This window comes from Streptomyces sp. CT34, from assembly GCF_000805335.1.
Taxonomy (GTDB): Bacteria; Actinomycetota; Actinomycetes; order Streptomycetales; family Streptomycetaceae; genus Streptomyces.
Genome location: NZ_KN708638.1, coordinates 5,926,876 through 5,946,788, shown reverse-complemented (window position 1 = coordinate 5,946,788; position 19,913 = coordinate 5,926,876). Strand labels below are relative to the sequence as shown.

Genomic DNA, 19,913 nt, shown 5'->3' with positions numbered 1-19,913 from the left:
TTGTCCGACCTCGACGCCTTCATCGCGGGCCTGCCCAAGGCGGAGCTGCACGTCCACCACGTCGGTTCGGCCTCGCCGCGCATCGTCGCCGAACTGGCCGCCCGACACCCCGACTCCGCCGTGCCAAGTGACCCCGAGGCGCTCGCCGACTACTTCACCTTCCGCGACTTCGCGCACTTCATCGAGGTCTACCTCTCCGTCGTGGACCTGATCCGCGACGCCGAGGACGTACGCCTGCTGACGTACGAGGTCGCCCGCGACATGGCCCGCCAGCGGATCCGCTACGCCGAGCTGACCATCACCCCGTTCAGCTCGGTCCGCCGCGGCATCCCGGACGCCGCCTTCGTCGAGGCCATCGAGGACGCCCGGAAGTCGGCCGAGGCCGAGCTGGGCGTGGTGCTGCGCTGGTGCTTCGACATCCCAGGCGAGGCCGGTGCGGAGGCCGCCGAGGAGACCGCCCGCATCGCCTGCGAGCTCCAGCCCGAGGGGCTGGTCTCGTTCGGCCTCGGCGGGCCCGAAATCGGCGTGCCGCGGCCCCAGTTCAAGCCCTACTTCGACCGGGCCATCGCCGCCGGTCTGCACTCCGTCCCGCACGCCGGCGAGACCACCGGCCCCGGCACGATCTGGGACGCCCTGCGCGACCTGCGCGCCGAGCGGATCGGCCACGGCACCAGCGCCACCCAGGACCCGGAGCTGCTGGCCCATCTCGCCGAGCACCGCATCCCGTTGGAGGTATGCCCGACGTCCAACATCGCCACCCGCGCCGTCCGCACGCTCGACGAGCACCCCATCAGGGAGATGGTCGACGCCGGCGTCCTGGTCACCGTCAACAGCGACGACCCGCCCATGTTCGGCACCGACCTGAACACCGAATACGCCGTCGCCGCCCGCCTCCTGGGCCTGGACACCACGGGTCTGACCGCCCTCGCCAAGAACGCGGTGACCGCCTCGTTCATGGACGACGCGGCCAAGTCCCGGCTGACGGCCGAGATCGACGCGTACGCGAGCGGCTGGCGCGGCTAGGGCCTGTGCGGTGGGTCAGGGTCGGAAAGGCCGCGGCGTCTGGTGCGGCGCAGCTCGGCTTCCGGAGACCGTCCAAAGAGCCGAAGCGGAGCGCTAGGCGCCGGAGCGGCTCTATAGCGGGGCTATGGAGACGTTTCGGCAACGCCGCGTGGGGGCACTCCCCCAGCTGACACTGGGGGCACCCCCACCCAGCGTCAGCTGGAGGAGTGCCGTGCCAGACGTCGCGGACCCGGCCACGACCCACCGAAGGCCCTGCCTGGCCGCACGGCCCTGGGGGCCCGGCAGCGGTCCGGGGCGCCCGCGCGGGCGGGCCGATCTCCGCCTCCGCGGCACCGGTTGGCGCTCCCGCCGCGGTGCCGGTCAGCGCCGGACCAGCCGCCGCGCCACCCCGTGTGACACGACCGTGGCCGCCCCCGCGACAGCCACGCCCCGGACGGCGCCCCCGACGGTCGCCGGACGCAGCCGCCCGGCGCGCCGCAGCCGGCCGCGCGCCCAGAGCGTGAAGGGGATCACGATCACCGGAGAGGTGGCGGAGCCCGGGGTGTAGCCGCGGGTGGCCGCCGCCTGCGCGAGGTGCATCAGGCCGTGCAGCCCGAAGCCGTCCAGTGCACCCTGGAAGAACGCGGACCGGCCGCCCGTCTGGTGCCCGCGGACCGCCGCGGCGGCCACGACGGCCCCCATCACGCCGACCGCCACCGCGAACTCCCGCTCGGTGACACCCTCCAGGGCCCGCCAAACACGCTCCGGCACCCGGGGAAAGCGCTTCCTCAGGGCGGGTACGTTCTCCCGCACCCAGCGCGGACCGAACGCCACCTCCTCCGCGTCGTGCAGCGCCCACGCGGCGAACAACCCCAGCGTGACGGCGGGCGATATCCCGTCCACGGGCGGCGCGGCCGACTCGGAGACCTTCGACTTCACCACAGAACCGGGAACCTTCGACTTCACCACAGAGATCGACATAACCGCCAAGCCTGGCAGGCCGGTTGACCGCAGCGAACACCGCCCCCCGGGGGGCGCGGAGGGTACGGCGGCCTCCGACTCCACCACACAGATCGGCACAGCCACCAGGCCCGGCAGGCCGGTTGACCACCGGGGCACCGGCCCGCACCCGGCAGGTGGCCCTCGGGCAGGCCCTACAGCCCCACGATCGCGTTCCACTCCTTGGCGAACTCGGTCCGCTCCCCGGCCGTGATGTCCCGCGCGATGGCCAGCCGCCGGCGCATCCGCGCGTCGGGGAAGATCAGCGGGTCCTCGGCGAGCTGGGCCCGGTCCTTGTCCTTGGACGAGGCGAGCACCTCCCGCGCGGCCGGCACCGGGCACACGTAGTTGACCCAGGCGGCCAGTTCCGCCGCGACCTCGGGTTGGTAGTAGTAGTCGATCAGCCGCTCCGCGTTCCGCTTGTGGGCCGCGAGGTTGGGGATCATCATGCTCTCCGCCCACAGCTCGGCCCCCTCCTCCGGCACCACGAACTCGATGTCCGGGTTGTCCGCCCGCAACTGGACCACATCGCCGGAGTACGCCTGCGCGGCGAGCACATCGCCGGAGTCCAGGTCCTTGATGTAGTCGTTGCCGGTGAAGCGGCGGATCTGGCCCTTGCGGACCAGGCCGCGCACCTGGTCGATCATCCGGTGGAAGTCCTCGGCGGTCCAGCGGGTGATGTCGGCGCCGTTGCCCTGGAGCAGCATCGCGAACGCCTCGTCGAGCCCGGCCAGCAGCGTGACCCGGCCGCGCAGGTCGTCCTTCCACAGGTCGGAGGTGTGCCTGATCTCCCGGCCGAGCTTCCTGCGGTTGTACGCGATCCCGGTGATGCCGGACTGCCAGGGCACCGAGTGCATCCGGCCGGGGTCGAAGTGCGGGGTGCGCAGCAGCGGATCGAGGTACTCGGCGACGTTCGGCTGGGCCTTGCGGTCCATCGTCTCGACCCATCCCAGCCGGACGAACCGGGCGCACATCCAGTCGCTGATGACGATGAGATCGCGGCCGGTGGGCTGGTGGTTCATCAGCGCGGGGCTGATCTTCCCGAAGAACTCGTCGTTGTCGTTGATCTCCTCGGTGTACGTCACGGCGATCCCGGTGCGCCTCTGGAACGCGTCCAGCGTGGGCCGGCGCTGCTTGTCGTGGTCGTCGACGTCGATGTAGAGCGGCCAGTTGGCGAAGACCAGCCGGTGCTCGCGCGCGGAGCGGTCCGGGCTCTCGCGGTCGGCCGCGTCGACATACGCCGGCGGCACCCCGCACCCCGTGACGGCGGCCAGCGCCCCGGTCACACCGATTCCGCCCACACCCCTGAGCAGCGAACGCCGCGAAAGATCAGCCATGGCGAGCACTCTCACGTGCCGCGGGCGGAGGCGGCAAGTGGCAGAGCGTCCACTGCCGGGCCTCCGCCCGCGACGGTGTGTCGAGCGTGCCGTGCCGCTCGACGGTGAGGGTCCCCGGGAGGGCCGGTCGGCTCAGCCGTCCAGCGAGGTCATCACGTGCTTGATCCGGGTGTAGTCGTCGAAGCCGTAGGCGGACAGGTCCTTGCCGTAGCCGGACTTCTTGAACCCGCCGTGCGGCATCTCGGCGACCAGCGGGATGTGGGTGTTGATCCACACACAGCCGAAGTCGAGGCCCTTGGACATCCGCATCGCGCGGGCGTGGTCCTTGGTCCACACCGAGGACGCCAGCGCGTACTCGACGCCGTTGGCCCACTCCAGCGCCTGCGCCTCGTCGCGGAACGACTGGACGGTGATGACGGGACCGAAGACCTCGTGCTGGACGATCTCGTCGTCCTGCTTGAGTCCCGAGACGACGGTGGGCGCGAAGAAGTAGCCCTTCTCGCCGATCTGTTCGCCGCCGGCCTCGATCTTGGCGTGCGCGGGCAGCCGCTCGATGAAGCCCTTGACCTGCGCGAGCTGGTTGGCGTTGTTCAGCGGGCCGTACAGCACGCCCTCGTCGTCGACCGCGCCGGTCTTGGTCTCCGAGGCGGCCTTGGCCAGCGCGGCGACGAACTCGTCGTGGATGGACTCCTGGACGAGCACCCGGGTGGCGGCCGTACAGTCCTGGCCGGCGTTGAAGTAGCCGGCGGTGGCGATGTCCTCGACGGCCTTGGCGATGTCGGTGTCCTCGAAGACCACGACCGGTGCCTTGCCGCCCAGCTCCAGGTGGACCCGCTTGAGGTCCTTGGAGGCGGACTCGGCGACCTGCATGCCGGCGCGTACCGAGCCGGTGATCGAGGCCATCGCCGGGACCTTGTGCTCGACCATCAGGCGGCCGGTGTCCCGGTCGCCGCAGATCACGTTGAACACCCCGCGGGAGTGGCCGAGTTCGTCCAGCACGCCGCCGATGATGTCGGCGATCAGCACCGTCGAGGCGGGGGTGGTGTCGGAGGGCTTGATGACCACGGTGTTGCCCGCGGCGAGCGCCGGGGCGAACTTCCACACGGCCATCATCATCGGGTAGTTCCACGGTGCGACCTGGGCGCAGACGCCGACCGGCTCCCGCCGGATGATGGAGGTGAAGCCGTCCATGTACTCGCCGGCCGAGCGGCCTTCGAGCATCCGGGCGGCTCCCGCGAAGAAGCGGATCTGGTCCACCATCGGCGGGATCTCCTCGGAGCGGACGAGGGCGATCGGCTTGCCGCAGTTCTCGGACTCGGCGGCGATCAGCTCCTCGGCGCGCTCCTCGAAGCGGTCGGCGATCTTGAGGAGGACCTTCTGGCGGTCGGCCGGGATCAGATCGCGCCAGGCGGGGAAGGCCGCTTCGGCCGCTGCCATGGCCGCGTCCACGTCCGCGGGGCCCGACAGCGGGGCGGTGGCGTAGGGCTCGCCCGTCGCGGGGTTGACCACCTCCGTGGTCCGGCCGTCGGCGGCGTCCCGGAACTCCCCGTCGATGTAGTTGCGCAGACGACGCAGTGCGGTGGTCACTGTGCGCCCCCTTCAGTTTCGGATGTCCGGTGGTTGAGATCCCACACTAGCCGCGGGGGCCACGTTTTCAACACACCCACACCGTTCGAACAACGAAATCAGTGAAATAGCGCTCGATCAACAACTGATTTCATCGAATCGGGGTTGCCATACAGTCGAACCTCGTGCACAGTGAAAGACGTGGCGCCTTCTCGTAACAGTCCTGACAGAACCGGTACTCCGTCGATCGACTCCGTCTCCCTGGCGATCATCGAGCAGCTCCAGGAGGACGGACGCCGTCCGTACGCCGCGATCGGCAAGGCCGTGGGCCTGTCCGAGGCGGCGGTACGCCAGCGCGTACAGAAACTGCTCGACCAGGGCGTGATGCAGATCGTCGCGGTCACCGACCCCCTCACGGTCGGTTTCCGCCGGCAGGCAATGGTCGGCATCAACGTCGAGGGCGACCTCGACCCCGTGGCCGACGCCCTGACGACCATGGAGGAAGTCGAGTACGTCGTCATGACGGCAGGCTCCTTCGACCTCATCATCGAGATCGTCTGCGAGGACGACGACCACCTGCTGGAAATGATCAACAAGAGGATCCGCACGCTTCCCGGCGTTCGATCCACCGAGAGCTTCGTGTACCTCAAGCTCCGGAAGCAGACCTACACCTGGGGAACGAGATAGCAATGAGCGCCGACCTCTCCAAGACGGCGTACGACCACCTGTGGATGCACTTCACCCGCATGTCGTCGTACGAGGACGCCCCCGTGCCCACGATCGTGCGTGGTGAGGGCACCAACATCTACGACGACAACGGCAAGCGCTACATCGACGGCCTCGCCGGCCTCTTCGTGGTCAACGCCGGCCACGGCCGGGTCGAGCTCGCCGAGACCGCCTACAAGCAGGCCCAGGAGCTGGCCTTCTTCCCGGTGTGGTCGTACGCGCACCCCAAGGCCGTGGAGCTGGCCGAGCGCCTGGCCGACTACGCCCCCGGCGACCTCAACAAGGTCTTCTTCACCACCGGCGGCGGCGAGGCCGTCGAAACCGCCTGGAAGCTCGCCAAGCAGTACTTCAAGCTCGTCGGCAAGCCCACCAAGCACAAGGTCATATCCCGCGCGGTGGCCTACCACGGCACCCCGCAGGGCGCCCTGTCGATCACCGGTCTGCCGGGCCTGAAGGCCCCCTTCGAGCCGCTGGTCCCCGGCGCGCACAAGGTCCCGAACACCAACATCTACCGCGCCCCGATCCACGGCGACGACCCGGAGGCCTTCGGCCGCTGGGCCGCCGACCAGATCGAGCAGCAGATCCTCTTCGAGGGCCCGGACACCGTCGCCGCCGTCTTCCTGGAGCCGGTCCAGAACGCCGGCGGCTGCTTCCCGCCACCCCCCGGCTACTTCCAGCGGGTTCGCGAGATCTGCGACCGGTACGACGTGCTGCTCGTCTCCGACGAGGTCATCTGCGCCTTCGGCCGCCTCGGCACGATCTTCGCCTGCGACAAGTTCGGCTACGTCCCGGACATGATCACCTGCGCCAAGGGCATGACCTCGGGCTACTCCCCGATCGGCGCCTGCATCATCTCCGACCGCCTGGCCGAGCCGTTCTACAAGGGCGACAACACCTTCCTGCACGGCTACACCTTCGGTGGCCACCCGGTCTCCGCCGCCGTCGGCATCGCCAACCTCGACATCTTCGAGCGCGAGGGCCTCAACCAGCACGTCCTCGACAACGAGGGCAACTTCCTCAGCACGCTGCAGAAGCTGCACGACCTGCCGATCGTCGGCGACGTCCGCGGCAACGGCTTCTTCTACGGCATCGAACTCGTCAAGGACAAGGCCACCAAGGCGTCGTTCAACGAGGAGGAGACCGAGCGCGTCCTCTACGGCTTCCTCTCGAAGGCCCTGTACGACAACGGCCTCTACTGCCGCGCCGATGACCGTGGCGACCCGGTCATCCAGCTGGCCCCGCCGCTGATCGCCGACCAGAGCGTCTTCGACGAGATCGAGCAGATCCTGCGCTCCGTCCTCACCGAGGCGTGGACCAAGCTCTGACCTACGCGTCACCTCCTGGTTCGCCAGTACGCAACTGAACATCCAGCGGCTCAGATTCACTCACTTCCAGCCACACGAGTGAATCTGGGCCGTTGTGCCTGCCGAGCGCCGAATGCCGAGGGCCACGAGTCCTTACCGTGCTAGTGACCGATACCCTCCGTGGTCGTTCACCCGGTCGGGGGAAGGACCAGCGAACAAGCAAGAGGTGCACAGATGGTGGCCCCGCCTGACAACAACGTGCTCTGGGCTCGCGACCTGCACCACATGCACGGTGGCACGGCCGCCCTCACCGGAGTCTCCCTCGGCGTCGGCGAGGGCGAGATCATCGCCGTCACCGGCCCCCGCGGCAGCGGCAAGACCACCCTCCTCCACTGTCTGTCCGGGCAGATCGTCCCCACGGAGGGCGAAATCTGGTTCAACGGCTCCTCCGTCCACACTCTCTCCTCCCCCAGCCGCGAACGGCTGCGTCTCGACCGGTTCGGCTGGATCGACACCGAACCCCACCTCGTCCCCGAACTCACCGCCTGGGAGAACGCCGCCCTCCCGCTCCTGCTGCGCGGCACCGGCCACCGCTCGGCCAAGAACACGGCCGTCGAATGGCTGGACCGCCTCGACGTCGGCATGTGCGCCCGCCGGCGCCCCGCACGGCTCGACCAGTCCCAGCGCCAGCGTGTCGCCATCGCCCGCGCCCTCGCCACCACCCCGCAGGTGCTCTTCGCCGACGAGCCGACCGCCCCGCTGCACAGCGCAGACGGCACCCAGGTGCTGCGCACCCTGACCACCGCGGCCCGCTCGCACCAGATCACCGTCATCCTGGCGACCTACGACCCCCAGGTCGCCGCCCTCGCCGACCGCACCGTCTCACTCCTCGACGGGCGCCTCTCGGGCGCCGTGCCCGCTACCGCCGACTCCTCCGATGAGGAAAGCAGGGCAGCGTGCTCGCTCTCCGTCTAGCCCGCGGCTCTCACCCCCTCGTTCTGCTGCGCCGCCTCTTCGTCGCCACCGCCTCCGCCGGCACCGGTTTCCTGCTGCTGTCCGCCCTCGGCCACGCCGCCGACCACCCCACCGCCGCCGGCGATTCCCTGGCCCGCCTGCTGTGGTGCGCCGCCCCGCTCGCCGCCACCACCCAGCTCGCGGTCTCGGTCGCCCGGACGGATCCGGCCGCCCGCCTCCAGCGCGGCATGACCGCCGCCGGCCTGGGCCCCTTGCGACTCACCCTGCTCGCCGCGGCCACCACCGCGCTGTCCTGTGCCCTCGGCGTCCTCCTCTCTCTGCTCGTCTTCCTCCGCCTCCGCGGCGACCTCGGCGGCCCCGCCGTCGTCGGCGGCCACCCCGACCTGCTCGGCGCGGGCCACCCATTGCCGCTCCCCGGTGCCCTCATGCTGCTGACGTCCGTCCCGCTCGCCGCCGCAGCAGCGACCGCCGTCTCACTGCGCCCCCGCACCGAGCCGGGCTACAGCGACAGCGAGCCACACACCACCGCCGCCCCCACCGGCCTCCCATGGGGCGTCGCCCTCACCGCGGCGGGCCTGGCCATCGAGGCCTACACCAGCCCCATTACCGACGCCCACGGCGAACTGCCCCTCCCGGGACGGCTGCTCGGCAGCGCCCCGGGCATCCTGGCCGGTTGGGCACTTGCCGCCTGCGGGCTCGTCCTGGCCGGCCCCGGCCTGGTGTATCTGTCCGGTCAACTGCTGTGCGCGGGGCGTCCCGGCGCGCTGCGGTTGCTGTCCGGACGCGTGCTCCAGGAGGAATCGCACCGCCTGGGCCGCCCGTTCGGCGTCCTGTGCGCGGTGGCCTCCGGGGCCTACGCCGCCGTCACGGTGTACGGAACCACTCCCTCCCGTTCTGTCGGACCGCTCACCGCCATCGGTACATCGGTCATCTTCGCCTGTGTCACCGCCAGCGCCCTGGCCGCCGCTCTGGAGTCCCGGTCGGCCCGCGCCCACACCACCGCCGCCCTGCGCCGCCTCGGTGCCCCCGCTTCCGTCCTCCATCGCGCCACGGCACTGCGCGCCCTCGCGCTGACTCTTGTACTGGGCCCGCTGACATGGACCGTCGCCGAGATGGCCACCCTCCCGCTGGTGCACTGAGGGCGCGGCGGGGGGAACACGGGAGGCATCGGGCTGAGTTGGTATCGAGCTGAGTTGGTGGAGCATCGGCCAGGCCGTGGGATGACGATCCGGCCGCCATGGTGGCCTGCCCATCCGGCCGGGGTGGTGGCATAGCGGCCCGGTCGGGGGCGCGACGGCGCCAGCTCGGGGTAGTGGACGCGCATCCGTGCGGTGCGCGCCGCCGCACGGTGCGCTGTAGGGCGGAGCGCCGCAACACGGCGCGCTTCGGGGGAAAGCCGGTCGGCGGTGAAGCAGCGGCAAGCGTCGGTCTCAGCGGGCGAGAGCGGTGACCTCGACCTCTATTCGCCAGTCCGGCCGGGCCAAGGACGACACTTCCAGGAGAGTATCCGCAGGATAGGGCTCGGACAGAAACTCCTCGCGCAGGGCGATGACTTGGTCGAGGCAGGCGGCCATGTCCGTCACGAAGATGCCCACTTTCACCACATCCGCGAGCGAGGCGCCGGCCGCCGCGAGAACCCGCTCGACATTCGCGAACGCCTGCCGCCCCTGCGTCAGGAAGTCGTCCGAGACGGTCCGCCCCTGCTCGTCGATCCCCGCCTGTCCGGAGACATGGATCAGACCGCCCGCCTTGACGGCCTGCGAGATCTTGTACGGCTCATACCAATCCGGCGTGGTGGCGATCCGCTCGATCTCCCGCGTACTCCCGGCCGCTGCGATACCACTCGTAGACATGATGTTCCCCCTCGATAATCCATGCGCAAGCATCCCTTGCATGCACATACATAATTTTCTACTGCATGTACGCTGCTGTCAAGAGCTCAGTGGAAGAACGCACAGCTGCCCGACGACGGAGGAAAGCAGAAGACGATGGACGCGGAGCACTGGGACCGGTTCGGCGCACTGCACACGCGTGTCGAGCAGGAGCTGGCGAAGGCCCTGCAGCGGCATCACAGCCTCGGCCTCTCCGAGTACCGCGCGCTGGCCCGGCTCGCGGAGGCCGACGAGGGCGAGCTGCGCATGCAGGAGCTCGCCGACCTCATCGGCCTCAATCAGAGCTCGGTGAGCCGACTGGCCTCGCGTCTGGAGTCGTCCGGCCTGACCCGCCGGGACCTGTGCCCCGACGACCGGCGCGGCGTCTACAGCGTGATCACCGACGAGGGCCGGGACGTGCAGGACAGGGCACGCCCGACGTACGACAGCGCCTTGCGCGCCGCACTCGATGCCGCGGCCGAAGACGGGCTGCTCGCACCCCTGGTGCAGTCGCTGCGGACCTAACATGGCCGGTGTGCAGTCGAATTCAGAGCCCCCGGTGTCCCACAGCCCCCGCGAGCGAGGCCAGGAGATCGACTCCATCACGGAGTTCGACCGGGTCGCCGCATCGGGAAGCCTCGCCGGATACCGCGTCCAGTCCCTCGACCTGACGGACCGTACCTTCGCGCTGCTCAGTACGGATACCGCGGACTCCGTCTTCCTCGGCTGCGCGATGGAGCCGGACGCCGCCGCGAAGGTGCGCGCCGGGGGTGCCCTGGTCTTCCCACCGGTACCGGGCCTACCGGTCGATCCGTATCGCGGCAGCCTGTACACGCCGGACGAACTCTTCGAAGGACTGGTCGACGCCGGTTACGACGCGACGCCGGACGCCCGCGCGTACCACTGGTACCAGGAGACCAAGGCGGGCGGCGATGTGTTCGCCTCCATGCTGCGGAGCATTCATGACGATGCCGTGTCGGACGCCCTGGACGAGCATCTCGCCGGTTCGCGCGTGGTCGGGATCATGGGCGGCCACTCCCTGGAACGCGGCTCGGCCGCCTACGCCGGCGCGGCCCGGCTCGGCCGCCGACTCACCCGCGACGGCCTGACCGTCGCGACCGGTGGCGGACCGGGCGCGATGGAGGCAGCGAACCTCGGGGCCTACGCCGCACCCTTCGAGGACGGCATGCTCGACTCGGCGCTGGAGATCCTCTCCAAGGCACCGCACTTCAGGCCCTCCGTCACCGACTGGGCGCGCGCCGCCTTCGAGGTGCGCCGAAGCCGGCCGGGCGGCGGCTCCTCCGTCGGCATCCCCACCTGGTTCTACGGCCGCGAACCCGCAAATGCCTTCGCGTCCCATATCGCGAAGTACTTCGTCAATGCGCTGCGCGAGGACGGCTTGCTGGCCCGGTCCAATGCCGGCGTGGTGTTCCTTCCCGGTGCGGCGGGGACGGTTCAGGAAATCTTCGACAACACGACCCCGAACTACTACCGGTCGCGTGGGGAACCGACGCCGATGGTGCTGGTGAACCGCGAGCACTGGACCGAGGAACTGCCGACCTGGCCGCTGCTCCAGTCGCTGGCGGCCGGCCGCCCCATGGCAGCCCGGATCGCCCTGGTCGAGTCGGTGGACGACGTCCCGGAGGCACTGGCACGCCTCAGCGCAGAGACCGGTTCCTGACCGGGACCCGTTCGTGATCCTTTGACCGCTGAGAGATCTGTTTGCCCGCCGAGGCAACTCCGGTCCCGAATTGCGCGTCTGCCAGGCCAGGTAATGAACAGGTAATGCAGTGCGCGAACGGAGCTCTTGGTGATCATCGGCCTTCTGACGGCCGTGGCGGCATCTGCCTGCTACGGCACGGGTTCGGTCCTGCAGGCGGTGGGGTCGCGTAAGTCCGCCCGCCGGGAAGCCGCCAAGGCATCCAGCACCGGCATCACCCAGCACGGCGGCCCCAGCCTGTCGTCCACCGCTAAGGCGGCCGTGACCTGGGAGTTCATGGTCGGCACAGTGCTGGACTTCATAGGTTTCGGGCTCGGCGCGCTCGCCGCCCGACTGCTGCCCCTGTTCCTCTCGCAGACCGTGATCAGCGCGAATCTCGTGATCACGGCCGTACTGAGCATCAAACTCCTCAACATCCGGCTCACCCGGCCGGAATGGGCCTCCATCGCCGTGGTCTGCTCGGCACTGGTCCTGCTGGCCACCGCCGCAGGACACGAGGGCGGTGGCGACACCGCGGTCACCACGCACTGGTGGCTGCTCGTCGCGTCTGTCGTGATCATCGGTGGCGGCACCCTGATCGTGCGACTGCTCGGCGGGCGAGCCGCGATCCTCGCGGGTCTGCTCTCCGGCCTGGGCTTCGGCGCCCTCGGTGTCGGCGTGCGGGTGCTGAACGGTATCGATCCGTTCCATCTGCCCTCTCTCCTCGGCGATCCCGCGCTGTACGCGATCCTCGTCGCGGGCATCGGCGGGATGTATCTGCACACCGTCGCGCTGCAGATCGGTTCGGTGAACGGCGCCACGGCGGCACTGGTGGTGGGCGAGACCGTGGTCCCCGGCATCCTCGGAGTGCTGTGGCTCGGTGACTCCTCCCGTCCGGGCTTCGCCTGGGTCGCCGTGCTCGGTTTTGTGGTCGCCGTGGCCGGGGCCGTCGCGGTCGCGTGGTTCGGTGAACCGGAACCGGAGCCCGGTGCGACCGACATTGACGGCTCGACCCCGGAAATCGCCGCCGCTCCATCGGACAGCGCGCATCGAGCGGCTGCCTGACGCGGCGATCGACGGCCGGGGCGAGGGTGAGCCGTTCGGCCACTCTGGCCCTTTACCCGGCGAGCATGCGCACCAGTTGTGCATAGGAACGGTCCCATCCCAATCCGCGGTGACCCAGGAGCGCCCCTTCTCCCCCATGGCCCGGGCGGCGCCTGGGTCCGCCAGCATCGCTGTCAGCCGCTCCGGCACGGCGAGCGGGCTGCGACCGTCCACCACATGGCCTGTTTCGCCGTCACGCACCGCGTCGGGCGCACCACCCGAGTCACCGACCAGTACCGGAAGGCCGGCCGCCCCGGCCTCCAGGAAGACGAGCCCCAAACCCTCGATCTCCAGTCCGCCCCGACGCGTGTGGCACGGCATGGCGAAGACATCGGCCGCGGCATAGAACGACGGCAAGGAGCGGTGCGGATGAGGTCCGGTGAAGACCACGGCATCGTCGACGCCTTCGGCTGCGGCGCGCCGGCGCAGGCTGCGTTTGCAGAAACCGCCGCCCACCAGCAGTACTACGGCACCGGGCACTTGGCGGCGGATCAGCGGCAGCGCGCGGACCAGTGTGTCCTGGCCCTTCCGGGGCACGAGCCGGGCCGCACAAAGGATCACCTGGCCGTCCAACCAGGCCGAGGCGCTCGCGCACGGCGCGACCGTCGAGTCCCGGCCGGAAGGTGGAGGCGTCAACTCCGGGGACCAGCCTGACCATTCGCTCCGCAGTGACGGGGCCGAGCGCGGCGGCTATGGGCTCCCGGGTGCTCCTGCCGAGGAAGGTCACCACGTCCGTCTGTTCACCGGTCCGCCGGACCAGTCCGCGAGCACAGGGTGTGCGGGCCCACCAGACCTCGTGTCCATGGGTGGTCGCCACCGTCTTGGCCACGCCGGCTTCGCGCCGCAGGCGCCCCGCCATCAGACCGAGCGGTGCCGCGGCGCCGAACCGGACGCTGTCGCACGCGTACGGGCGGGCGAGCGCCGCGGCACGGGAGGCGGCGCGGGGTGTGAGAAACGGCATCCGGGCCGGATCGCGGATCACCGGGAACGGCAGGGCGGCGTCGTGCACGGCTGCCTCCGGCTCGGCCGAGGTGCAGACGACCACCGCATCGCGCGGGAAGCGGTTGGCCATGACATGCACGAAGGTCTCGATCCCGCCCTGACGGGGTGGGAAGTCGTTGGTAACGATGAGGGTGCGGGGCATCAGGCTGCCTTCTCTCTTGGTTCGGGGAGGTGGCGCTCCGTCGCGGCGTCGGCGGGCAGCGCGTTCTCCAACGGGGATGGCTCCGGCGTCCGGAGTCGGCTCGCGGGGTGTGCATCCACCGCGGACTGACAGAGGCGGGGCCAGACCCACAGCACCAGCGGATAGACGAGGTAGCCGAAGCGGGTGGCCGGCATCAGTGCCATGGCCAGCGCGAGGCCGATCGCCAGCCGGTCGGCCGCCGCGCGGACCGTGCGCGGTGGCCGTATCAGCAGGGAAGCGGCGACAGTGAGGGCCGCGACCGCCAGGAGGGCCATCGCGATCAGCCTGCCGCCGGGCACATACGCGGCCAGGAGGTGCCCGGGAAGGGGGCTCTCGGCGGGTGATGCCGTCGCGCCGAGTCCCAGTGGGAACGCCAGGACGTTCTCGGCGAAGGAGCGTGGGGTGGTGAGGACGAAGGGCAGTACCGCCGTCGATACCGTCATGGCCGTGACAGCGCCGCATGTCAGCGCACGGCGCCACCCGTCACGCATCACCAGCAGGACGATGGCCACCGGTATCGCAGGCCAGGCCGTCCACTTCAGCGCTGCCGCGGCGCCCAGCAACAGCCCCGCACGCCATGGCATTCCGCAGCCGGCCGTCGCAAGTCCCCAGCACATGAGGCCGATCACCGGCAGGTCTATGCCTCCAACGGCCAGCGGCAGAGCCACTATCGGGCAGGCAGCGAGCCGGGTCAGTGCGAGTGTGCCGTTCCCACGGGCGGTGGCCCGGTTTCTCCGGGGCGCACCAGGGCCTCTCGGCACTCCGCGAAGCAGCGTTACCGCCGCGCCGGTCATGGAGAGGAGGAAAGCGCCCGCCATCCACCATCGGGCGTCCGCCAACTGCCGGGCTCCGAAGATCGCATGGGGCAGACCGAAGACCGCCATGCCCGGCAGATAGGGGTTGTAGTCGGCCACTTCGGACGGCGTGGGAACGTAGGGGCTGCCGGACGACAGCAGCAGGCCGCCCGCGCGCTCGACGACCGACACCTCCAGTTGCGCCCTGCCGCTCAGCGCGAGGACGGCAAGGGGCAGTATCACGGAGCCCGCCACGGCCACCGCCGCGGGCAGATGAGCGGAGACTGCCGGAGCACGCGGCTTGTTCCGTCCCCGCGCGCGGAACGCCGCGGCCATTGCCGCACAGCCGTATCCGGCCGCGGCGATGAGGCCCCATGTCCGGTGCGTGGCAAGCGTGGTGGCGAGTCCCAGTCCGAGCGCGGTGACCGCGCACGCGCTCCACGCCGAGACCTCATGGTTCCCGCACCCGCGAATTGCGCGCCACCGCCGGCGTGCAGCACTCACCGTTGCGCAACATTGCTTCAATTCCCTTGATTCACAGTCCAGTTGCTCGTTCATGACACTCCCGTCCTCGCCTTGATCACGAGGCTATGGACGGCGGAAGGGCGGAGCGTCAAACGAGCAACCGAACTTCCGGGTCAACCCGTGGCATGACATCCCTACGATGGATCAACCCGTGCGGCGACGTATGAGCTGCGGAGATCCCGAAAGATAAAGGCATGAGCAAATCTCTCCGGCAGCGGCTGCGCGCATGGGTCGCGTCGTCCGCTTATCCCTGGGTCTCCGGCGGAGCACTCACGGCGTTCGCCGCCGTGGAGCTGGTGGTGGTGCCCCGGCATTCCGCGGTGATCGCGTCCGATGTGCTGGTGTCCGCAGCGGTGCTGCCGTGGCGTCGCGCGCACCCGGCCACCGCGGTCCTTTCGGTTGTGGCGACCCTGTTGAGTTTCGCGGCCGGAACGGACCTCTATGTCGCGGCGACCGTGAGCGCTCTCATGGGCTGCTACACCCTCGGACGCCACCGTGTGGCGCATCCGGCGATTCTCGTCGGCGGCGGCTCTGTGCTGTCTCTCGTGGTGAACCTGTGGCACATCGCGACGTGGCATCCGCAGACGTACCGCATCGATCTGTTCGCCGAATGGTTCGTACTGACCGTGGCGATCCTGGCCGCGGTATCGATGGGTGACGCGGTACGCGCGCGCGAAGAGACACAGCGCGAGCGGGCGAACGCACAGGCGCGGGTGATCGCGATGGAGCGCCGGCAGGCCGCCGAGTCCGAACGGGCGGCGATAGCGCGCGAACTGCACGATGTCGTCTCGCACTCGGTTTCGGTGATCGCCGTGCAGGCGGAGAGCGCCACCTACACCACCCCGGACCTCTCGCCGCAGGCCCGCGAGGGTTTCCAGCAGATCGCTGCTTCGGCCCGGTCCTCGATGGCCGAGCTGCGCAGGCTGCTGGGCGTGCTGCGCACGGGGCCCGATGACAAGGCCGGTACGGCTCCCCAGCCGACCCTCGATGCGCTGGACGAGCTCATCACGCAACACCGTTCGGTCGGCGGCGCGGTCGAATTGCGGATCAGTGGAGATCGGGTCGAGTTGCCCACGTCCTGCGAGCTGTCCGCCTACCGCATCGTGCAGGAGGGGCTGACCAACGTGCGGAGGCACGCCCCGGGTGCTCATGCGGTGGTGGAGATCGACTACGCGTCCGACCGGCTGGCGGTGCGGATCGCGGACGACGGGCCGGGTCCGCCGGGTGTGGCCCACTCCGGCCATGGCCTGGTCGGCATGCACGAGCGGGCGGCACTGCTCGGCGGGAAGCTCACCGCCGGCCGCGGCCCGCAAGGCGGTTTTCTCGTGGAAGCGGAGCTCCCGTGGTGATCAGAGCAATCGTCGCCGACGACCAGGCGATCGTCCGCACCGGCTTCGTCAATCTGCTGGGCACACAGGACGACATCGAGGTGGTGGGTGAGGCGGAGGACGGTGTGCAGGCCATCCGTCTCGCCGCGGAGCGACGCCCCGACCTGGCGCTGCTGGACATCCGTATGCCACACAAGAACGGCATCGAGGCCGCACGGGAGATCACCCGGGCGTCCGGAGGCACGACCAAGGCGCTGATGCTGACGACGTTCGGCCTCGACGAGTACGTCTATGACGCGCTCGCGGCCGGAGCCAGCGGATTCCTCCTCAAGGACACCACATTCCCCGAACTCCTACATGCCGTCAGGATCGTGGCGGAGGGCAATGCGCTGCTCGCACCCGAGCTGACCAAGCGGCTGATCGCGGAATTCGTCAAACAGCGGTCGGCGCCGGTGCCGGTCCGCACGGTCGAGGAGCTGACCAGCCGCGAGGTGGAGGTGCTCGTGCACATCGCCCAAGGACTGTCCAACGGAGAGATCGCCGCGCGGCTGACGATCACCGATCACACCGTCAAGACCCATATCAACCGGCTCTTCACGAAGATGGGCCTGCGTGATCGTGCCCAGGCGGTGATTCTCGCCTACGAGCTGGGCCTGGTCGTCCCGCAGGGCCGACGTCCCCACCCTCCCCCTCGCACCTAGCGGCGAGCCGACCCTTCAGGAGCAATCCATGCCACAGCAGCGGCACTTCACGCGGTTACTCCACCGAGGCGTCCAGCACCACCACGTCCTCGGCGGCGAACGAAACCCCTACCCGCGCTCCCGTCTCCGGCGCATCGCGAAGTGGGCAGGCGGCTTCCATCTGCGGTCCACCCGCCGGCTCAAGCAGCAGTGCGACATGAGTGCCGCGGAACGTCCGGGCAGCGACCGTGCAGGGCAATCCGTCCGCCGGGGACGTCAGCCGTACGCCGGCGGGGCGTACCAGCAGGCGGCAGGGGCCGTTCGAAGTGTCCTCCGGCACCGGCACCTTGCCCCAGGGCGTGACCGCGGCTCCGCCCTGCACCGTCGCCTCGACCACGTTGTCGAAGCCGAGGAAGCGGGCGACGAATTCCGTGGCGGGCCGCTGCCAGACCTCCAGAGGGGTTCCGCTCTGCGCGACCCTGCCGTCCTGCATCACCACGACCCGGTCGGCGAGAGCGAAGGCCTCGCCCTGGTCGTGGGTGACGGCGAGCACGGTGGTACCCAACTCTCTGAAGAGCCGCCGCAGTTCGACGACGAGGCGTTCGCGCAGCCCGCGGTCCAGCTGACCGAGCGGCTCGTCGAGCATCAGCAACCGGGGGCGCGGAGCGAGCGCACGGGCCAGTGCGACCCGCTGCTGTTCACCACCGGACAGCGAGGCAACGGCCCGCCGCTGGGCACCGGGGAGCCCGACGAGGTCGAGCAGTTCGGCGACCGTACGCTCCTGCTCGGCGCGCGAGGAGCGCCGCATCCGCAGCCCGAAGGCGACGTTCCCCGCGACATCGCGCTGTGGGAAGAGCTGGTGGTCCTGGAACATCAGCCCGACGCCACGCCGATGCGTCGGTACCCCCGTCTGGTCCCGCCCCTCCAGCAGTACCTCGCCCGCATCGGCATGCTGCAGTCCGGCCACCACCCGCAGCAGTGTGGATTTGCCGCTACCACTGGGCCCGAGGACGCACACGATTTCCCGCGCGGCGACATCGAGGTCCACCGCGTCGAGCGCCGGGCGCCCGCCGGGTGTGCCGAAGCGGACGGTCACCCCGCCCAGCCGCAGCAGTCCCCGTGCCGTGCTTCCGGCCTGCGCCGTCATCTAGAACTCCCCGGAGTGGTCGGTGCGGATGCGCTCCAGGGCCAGCAGGGCACCGGCGCACACCACCATCAGAATGGCCGACAGGGCCATCGCCTGCCCGTAGTTGAGCTCCCCGGCACGCCCCAGCAGCCGTGCCACGGCCACCGGCAGCGTGGGGTGGTCCGGCCGCGCGATGAAGACGGTCGCGCCGAACTCCCCGAGCGAAACGGCGAAGGCGAAGCCCGCCGCGATCAGCAGCGCCCGACGCACCATCGGCAGGTCCACCTCGCGCCAGACCCGCCATGGCGAGGCTCCGAGAACGGCCGCCGCCTCGCGCAGCCGCCCGTCGACCGCCCGCAGTACGGGCAGCATCGTCCGGACCACGAACGGCACCCCCACCAGGGCCTGTGCGAGCGGCACCAGCCACCAGGAACCACGCAGATCCAGTGGCGGCTTGTCGAGGGTGATCAGAAAGCCGAAGCCGACGGTCACGGCGGAGACCCCCAGCGGCAGCATCAGCAGCGCGTCGAAGCCGCGGACGAACCTGCCGACCGTCGAGGTCCGCCGGGACGGGCCGGCGCGGGGCCAAGGACGTGTCAGGGCTGCTGCCGCCAGCCCGCCCACCAGCACGGCGATCACGGTGGCCGCCGCGCCGTAGGCAAGGGAGTTCCACACGGCGTCGAGCGGCGCGACGGCGAAGGTGCTGTCGGCGGCTGCCGCGGAGCGGAGCGTCCTGTAGAAGACCAGCCCGTAGCCGTCGGGCCCGGCGAAGGACCGCTCGACGAGCACGGCCAGCGGCAGGACGAGCAGCACGGCGATGACCGCGAGCGTGCCCCACAGCAGTGCCCACTGGCCATGGCCGCGCGGTCGGTGTGCGGTCTGCGAGGCGTCCACCAGTCGCAGCGTGGATTCCCGCCGGCGCACGGTCCAGGCATGCAGCGCCAGCAGCCCCAGCACCGCGGCGAACTGAATCAGCGTCAGAACTGCTGCCGACGGCAGATCCAGGAATTCGGCGGTCTGCCGGTAGATCTCCACCTCGAGCGTCGAGAAGGTGGGGCCGCCCAGAATCTGCACCACGCCGAAGGAGGTGAAGGTGAAGAGGAACACCATCAGCGCAGCCGCCGCGACGGCCGGCCCCAGCGCCGGCAGTGTCACCCACCGCCAGGCCGCGAACCGTCCGGCGCCGAGCACGCGCGCCGCCTCTTCCTGGCGCGGATCGAGCTGGCTCCAGAGCCCACCGACGGTGCGGACGACCACCGCGTAGTTGAAGAAGACGTGCGCCAGCAGGATCGCCCACACCGAGGTATCCAGCCGTATGCCCCACAGATCGTCCAGCAGCCCGCCCCTGCCGACCAGTGCGAGGAACGCCGAGCCGACGACGACGGTCGGCAGCACGAACGGCACTGCCACCACCGCCCGGAGCAGCCGTTTGCCGGGGAAGTCGAAGCGCGCGAAGACATAGGCGCCGGGCAGGGCGATCAGCAGGGTCAGTACGGTCGAGGCGGCTGCCTGCCAGAGCGTGAACCACAGCACGTGAAGGACATCCGGGTCGCCCAGTACGGCACCGAGCCGGCCGAGCTGCCACTGTCCGCCGTCCTTCAGCCCCCGCCCGACGATCGCGACGACGGGGAAGGCGAAGAACAGCGCGAAGAAGGCGAGCGGCACAGCCATCAGGCCGAGCCGCACCGCCGTTT

17 protein-coding genes and 1 pseudogene are annotated in these 19,913 nt (G+C 70.2%); 10 read left to right on the top strand and 8 right to left on the bottom strand.

Annotated features, from left to right (window positions below; all coding sequences use genetic code 11):
- Complete coding sequence (locus RZ84_RS26065; RefSeq protein ID WP_043266337.1) at positions 1-1,023, top strand: adenosine deaminase; 1,023 nt, start codon at positions 1-3, stop codon at positions 1,021-1,023.
- 360 nt (positions 1,024-1,383) lie between these two features.
- On the opposite strand, the gene RZ84_RS26060 is transcribed toward RZ84_RS26065, so the two are convergent.
- The 3 genes from RZ84_RS26060 to RZ84_RS26050 form a co-directional block, all read right to left on the bottom strand.
- On the bottom strand, positions 1,384-1,983 hold the full coding sequence (locus RZ84_RS26060; RefSeq protein ID WP_078894190.1) for an HXXEE domain-containing protein: 600 nt from the start codon (positions 1,981-1,983) through the stop codon (positions 1,384-1,386).
- Positions 1,984-2,156: 173 nt separating this feature from the next.
- On the bottom strand, positions 2,157-3,338 hold the full coding sequence (locus RZ84_RS26055; RefSeq protein ID WP_043266336.1) for a polyamine ABC transporter substrate-binding protein: 1,182 nt from the start codon (positions 3,336-3,338) through the stop codon (positions 2,157-2,159).
- Between the two features lie 132 nt (positions 3,339-3,470).
- Complete coding sequence (locus RZ84_RS26050) at positions 3,471-4,925, bottom strand: gamma-aminobutyraldehyde dehydrogenase (protein WP_043266335.1); 1,455 nt, start codon at positions 4,923-4,925, stop codon at positions 3,471-3,473.
- A 180-nt stretch (positions 4,926-5,105) separates the two neighbouring features.
- Between RZ84_RS26050 and RZ84_RS26045 the strand changes: the two genes are divergently transcribed.
- The 4 genes from RZ84_RS26045 (at position 5,106) to RZ84_RS26030 (ending at position 9,048) form a co-directional block, all read left to right on the top strand.
- Positions 5,106-5,591 carry an Lrp/AsnC family transcriptional regulator gene (locus RZ84_RS26045; RefSeq protein ID WP_043266334.1) on the top strand — a complete coding sequence of 162 codons (486 nt, stop codon included), beginning with the start codon at positions 5,106-5,108 and terminating at the stop codon, positions 5,589-5,591.
- A gap of 2 nt (positions 5,592-5,593) precedes the next feature.
- Entirely contained in the window at positions 5,594-6,955 is a 1,362-nt protein-coding gene (locus RZ84_RS26040; RefSeq protein WP_043266333.1) for an aspartate aminotransferase family protein, read from the top strand.
- Between the two features lie 213 nt (positions 6,956-7,168).
- A complete protein-coding gene (locus RZ84_RS26035) occupies positions 7,169-7,909 on the top strand; it encodes an ABC transporter ATP-binding protein (protein ID WP_043266332.1) in 741 nt (246 codons plus the stop codon).
- Positions 7,891-9,048: a hypothetical protein gene (locus tag RZ84_RS26030; protein ID WP_043266331.1), complete on the top strand. Its 1,158-nt coding sequence runs from the start codon at positions 7,891-7,893 to the stop codon at positions 9,046-9,048. Before RZ84_RS26035 ends, RZ84_RS26030 begins: the two co-directional genes overlap by 19 nt.
- 291 nt (positions 9,049-9,339) lie before the next feature.
- On the opposite strand, the gene RZ84_RS26025 is transcribed toward RZ84_RS26030, so the two are convergent.
- Positions 9,340-9,762, bottom strand: a complete 423-nt coding sequence (locus RZ84_RS26025) for a RidA family protein (RefSeq protein ID WP_043266330.1) — start codon at positions 9,760-9,762, stop codon at positions 9,340-9,342.
- A gap of 135 nt (positions 9,763-9,897) precedes the next feature.
- On the opposite strand from RZ84_RS26025, the gene RZ84_RS26020 reads away from it, so the two are divergent.
- From RZ84_RS26020 to RZ84_RS26010, 3 genes are all read left to right on the top strand, one after another.
- Positions 9,898-10,305, top strand: coding sequence for a MarR family winged helix-turn-helix transcriptional regulator (locus tag RZ84_RS26020; protein WP_043266329.1), 408 nt, complete (start codon positions 9,898-9,900; stop codon positions 10,303-10,305).
- Between the two features lies 1 nt (position 10,306).
- A complete protein-coding gene (locus RZ84_RS26015; RefSeq protein ID WP_052230160.1) occupies positions 10,307-11,461 on the top strand; it encodes an LOG family protein in 1,155 nt (384 codons plus the stop codon).
- A 129-nt stretch (positions 11,462-11,590) separates the two neighbouring features.
- A complete protein-coding gene (locus tag RZ84_RS26010; protein ID WP_043266328.1) occupies positions 11,591-12,544 on the top strand; it encodes a DMT family protein in 954 nt (317 codons plus the stop codon).
- A gap of 52 nt (positions 12,545-12,596) precedes the next feature.
- Here RZ84_RS26010 and RZ84_RS37070 read toward each other — a convergent pair.
- Positions 12,597-13,727: pseudogene (locus RZ84_RS37070) on the bottom strand (glycosyltransferase family 4 protein).
- Positions 13,727-14,803, bottom strand: a complete 1,077-nt coding sequence (locus RZ84_RS26005; protein ID WP_347232787.1) for a glycosyltransferase 87 family protein — start codon at positions 14,801-14,803, stop codon at positions 13,727-13,729. The pseudogene RZ84_RS37070 and the gene RZ84_RS26005 overlap by 1 nt, the downstream one beginning before the upstream one ends.
- A 476-nt stretch (positions 14,804-15,279) precedes the next feature.
- Between RZ84_RS26005 and RZ84_RS26000 the strand changes: the two genes are divergently transcribed.
- Positions 15,280-16,434 (top strand): sensor histidine kinase, encoded by a 1,155-nt coding sequence (locus RZ84_RS26000; RefSeq protein ID WP_043266327.1) that lies wholly within the window; start codon positions 15,280-15,282, stop codon positions 16,432-16,434.
- Positions 16,428-17,114, top strand: coding sequence for a response regulator (locus RZ84_RS25995; protein WP_043266326.1), 687 nt, complete (start codon positions 16,428-16,430; stop codon positions 17,112-17,114). The genes RZ84_RS26000 and RZ84_RS25995 overlap by 7 nt, the downstream gene beginning before the upstream one ends.
- Positions 17,115-17,169: 55 nt before the next feature.
- Here RZ84_RS25995 and RZ84_RS25990 read toward each other — a convergent pair whose 3' ends face one another.
- Together RZ84_RS25990 and RZ84_RS25985 are read right to left on the bottom strand one after the other, a co-directional pair.
- The gene (locus tag RZ84_RS25990) at positions 17,170-18,240 is read right to left on the bottom strand and encodes an ABC transporter ATP-binding protein (protein ID WP_043266325.1); all 1,071 of its coding nucleotides are present in this window, start codon (positions 18,238-18,240) and stop codon (positions 17,170-17,172) included.
- Positions 18,241-19,890 (bottom strand): ABC transporter permease, encoded by a 1,650-nt coding sequence (locus RZ84_RS25985; RefSeq protein WP_043270852.1) that lies wholly within the window; start codon positions 19,888-19,890, stop codon positions 18,241-18,243.
- Between the last annotated feature and the right edge of the window lie 23 nt (positions 19,891-19,913).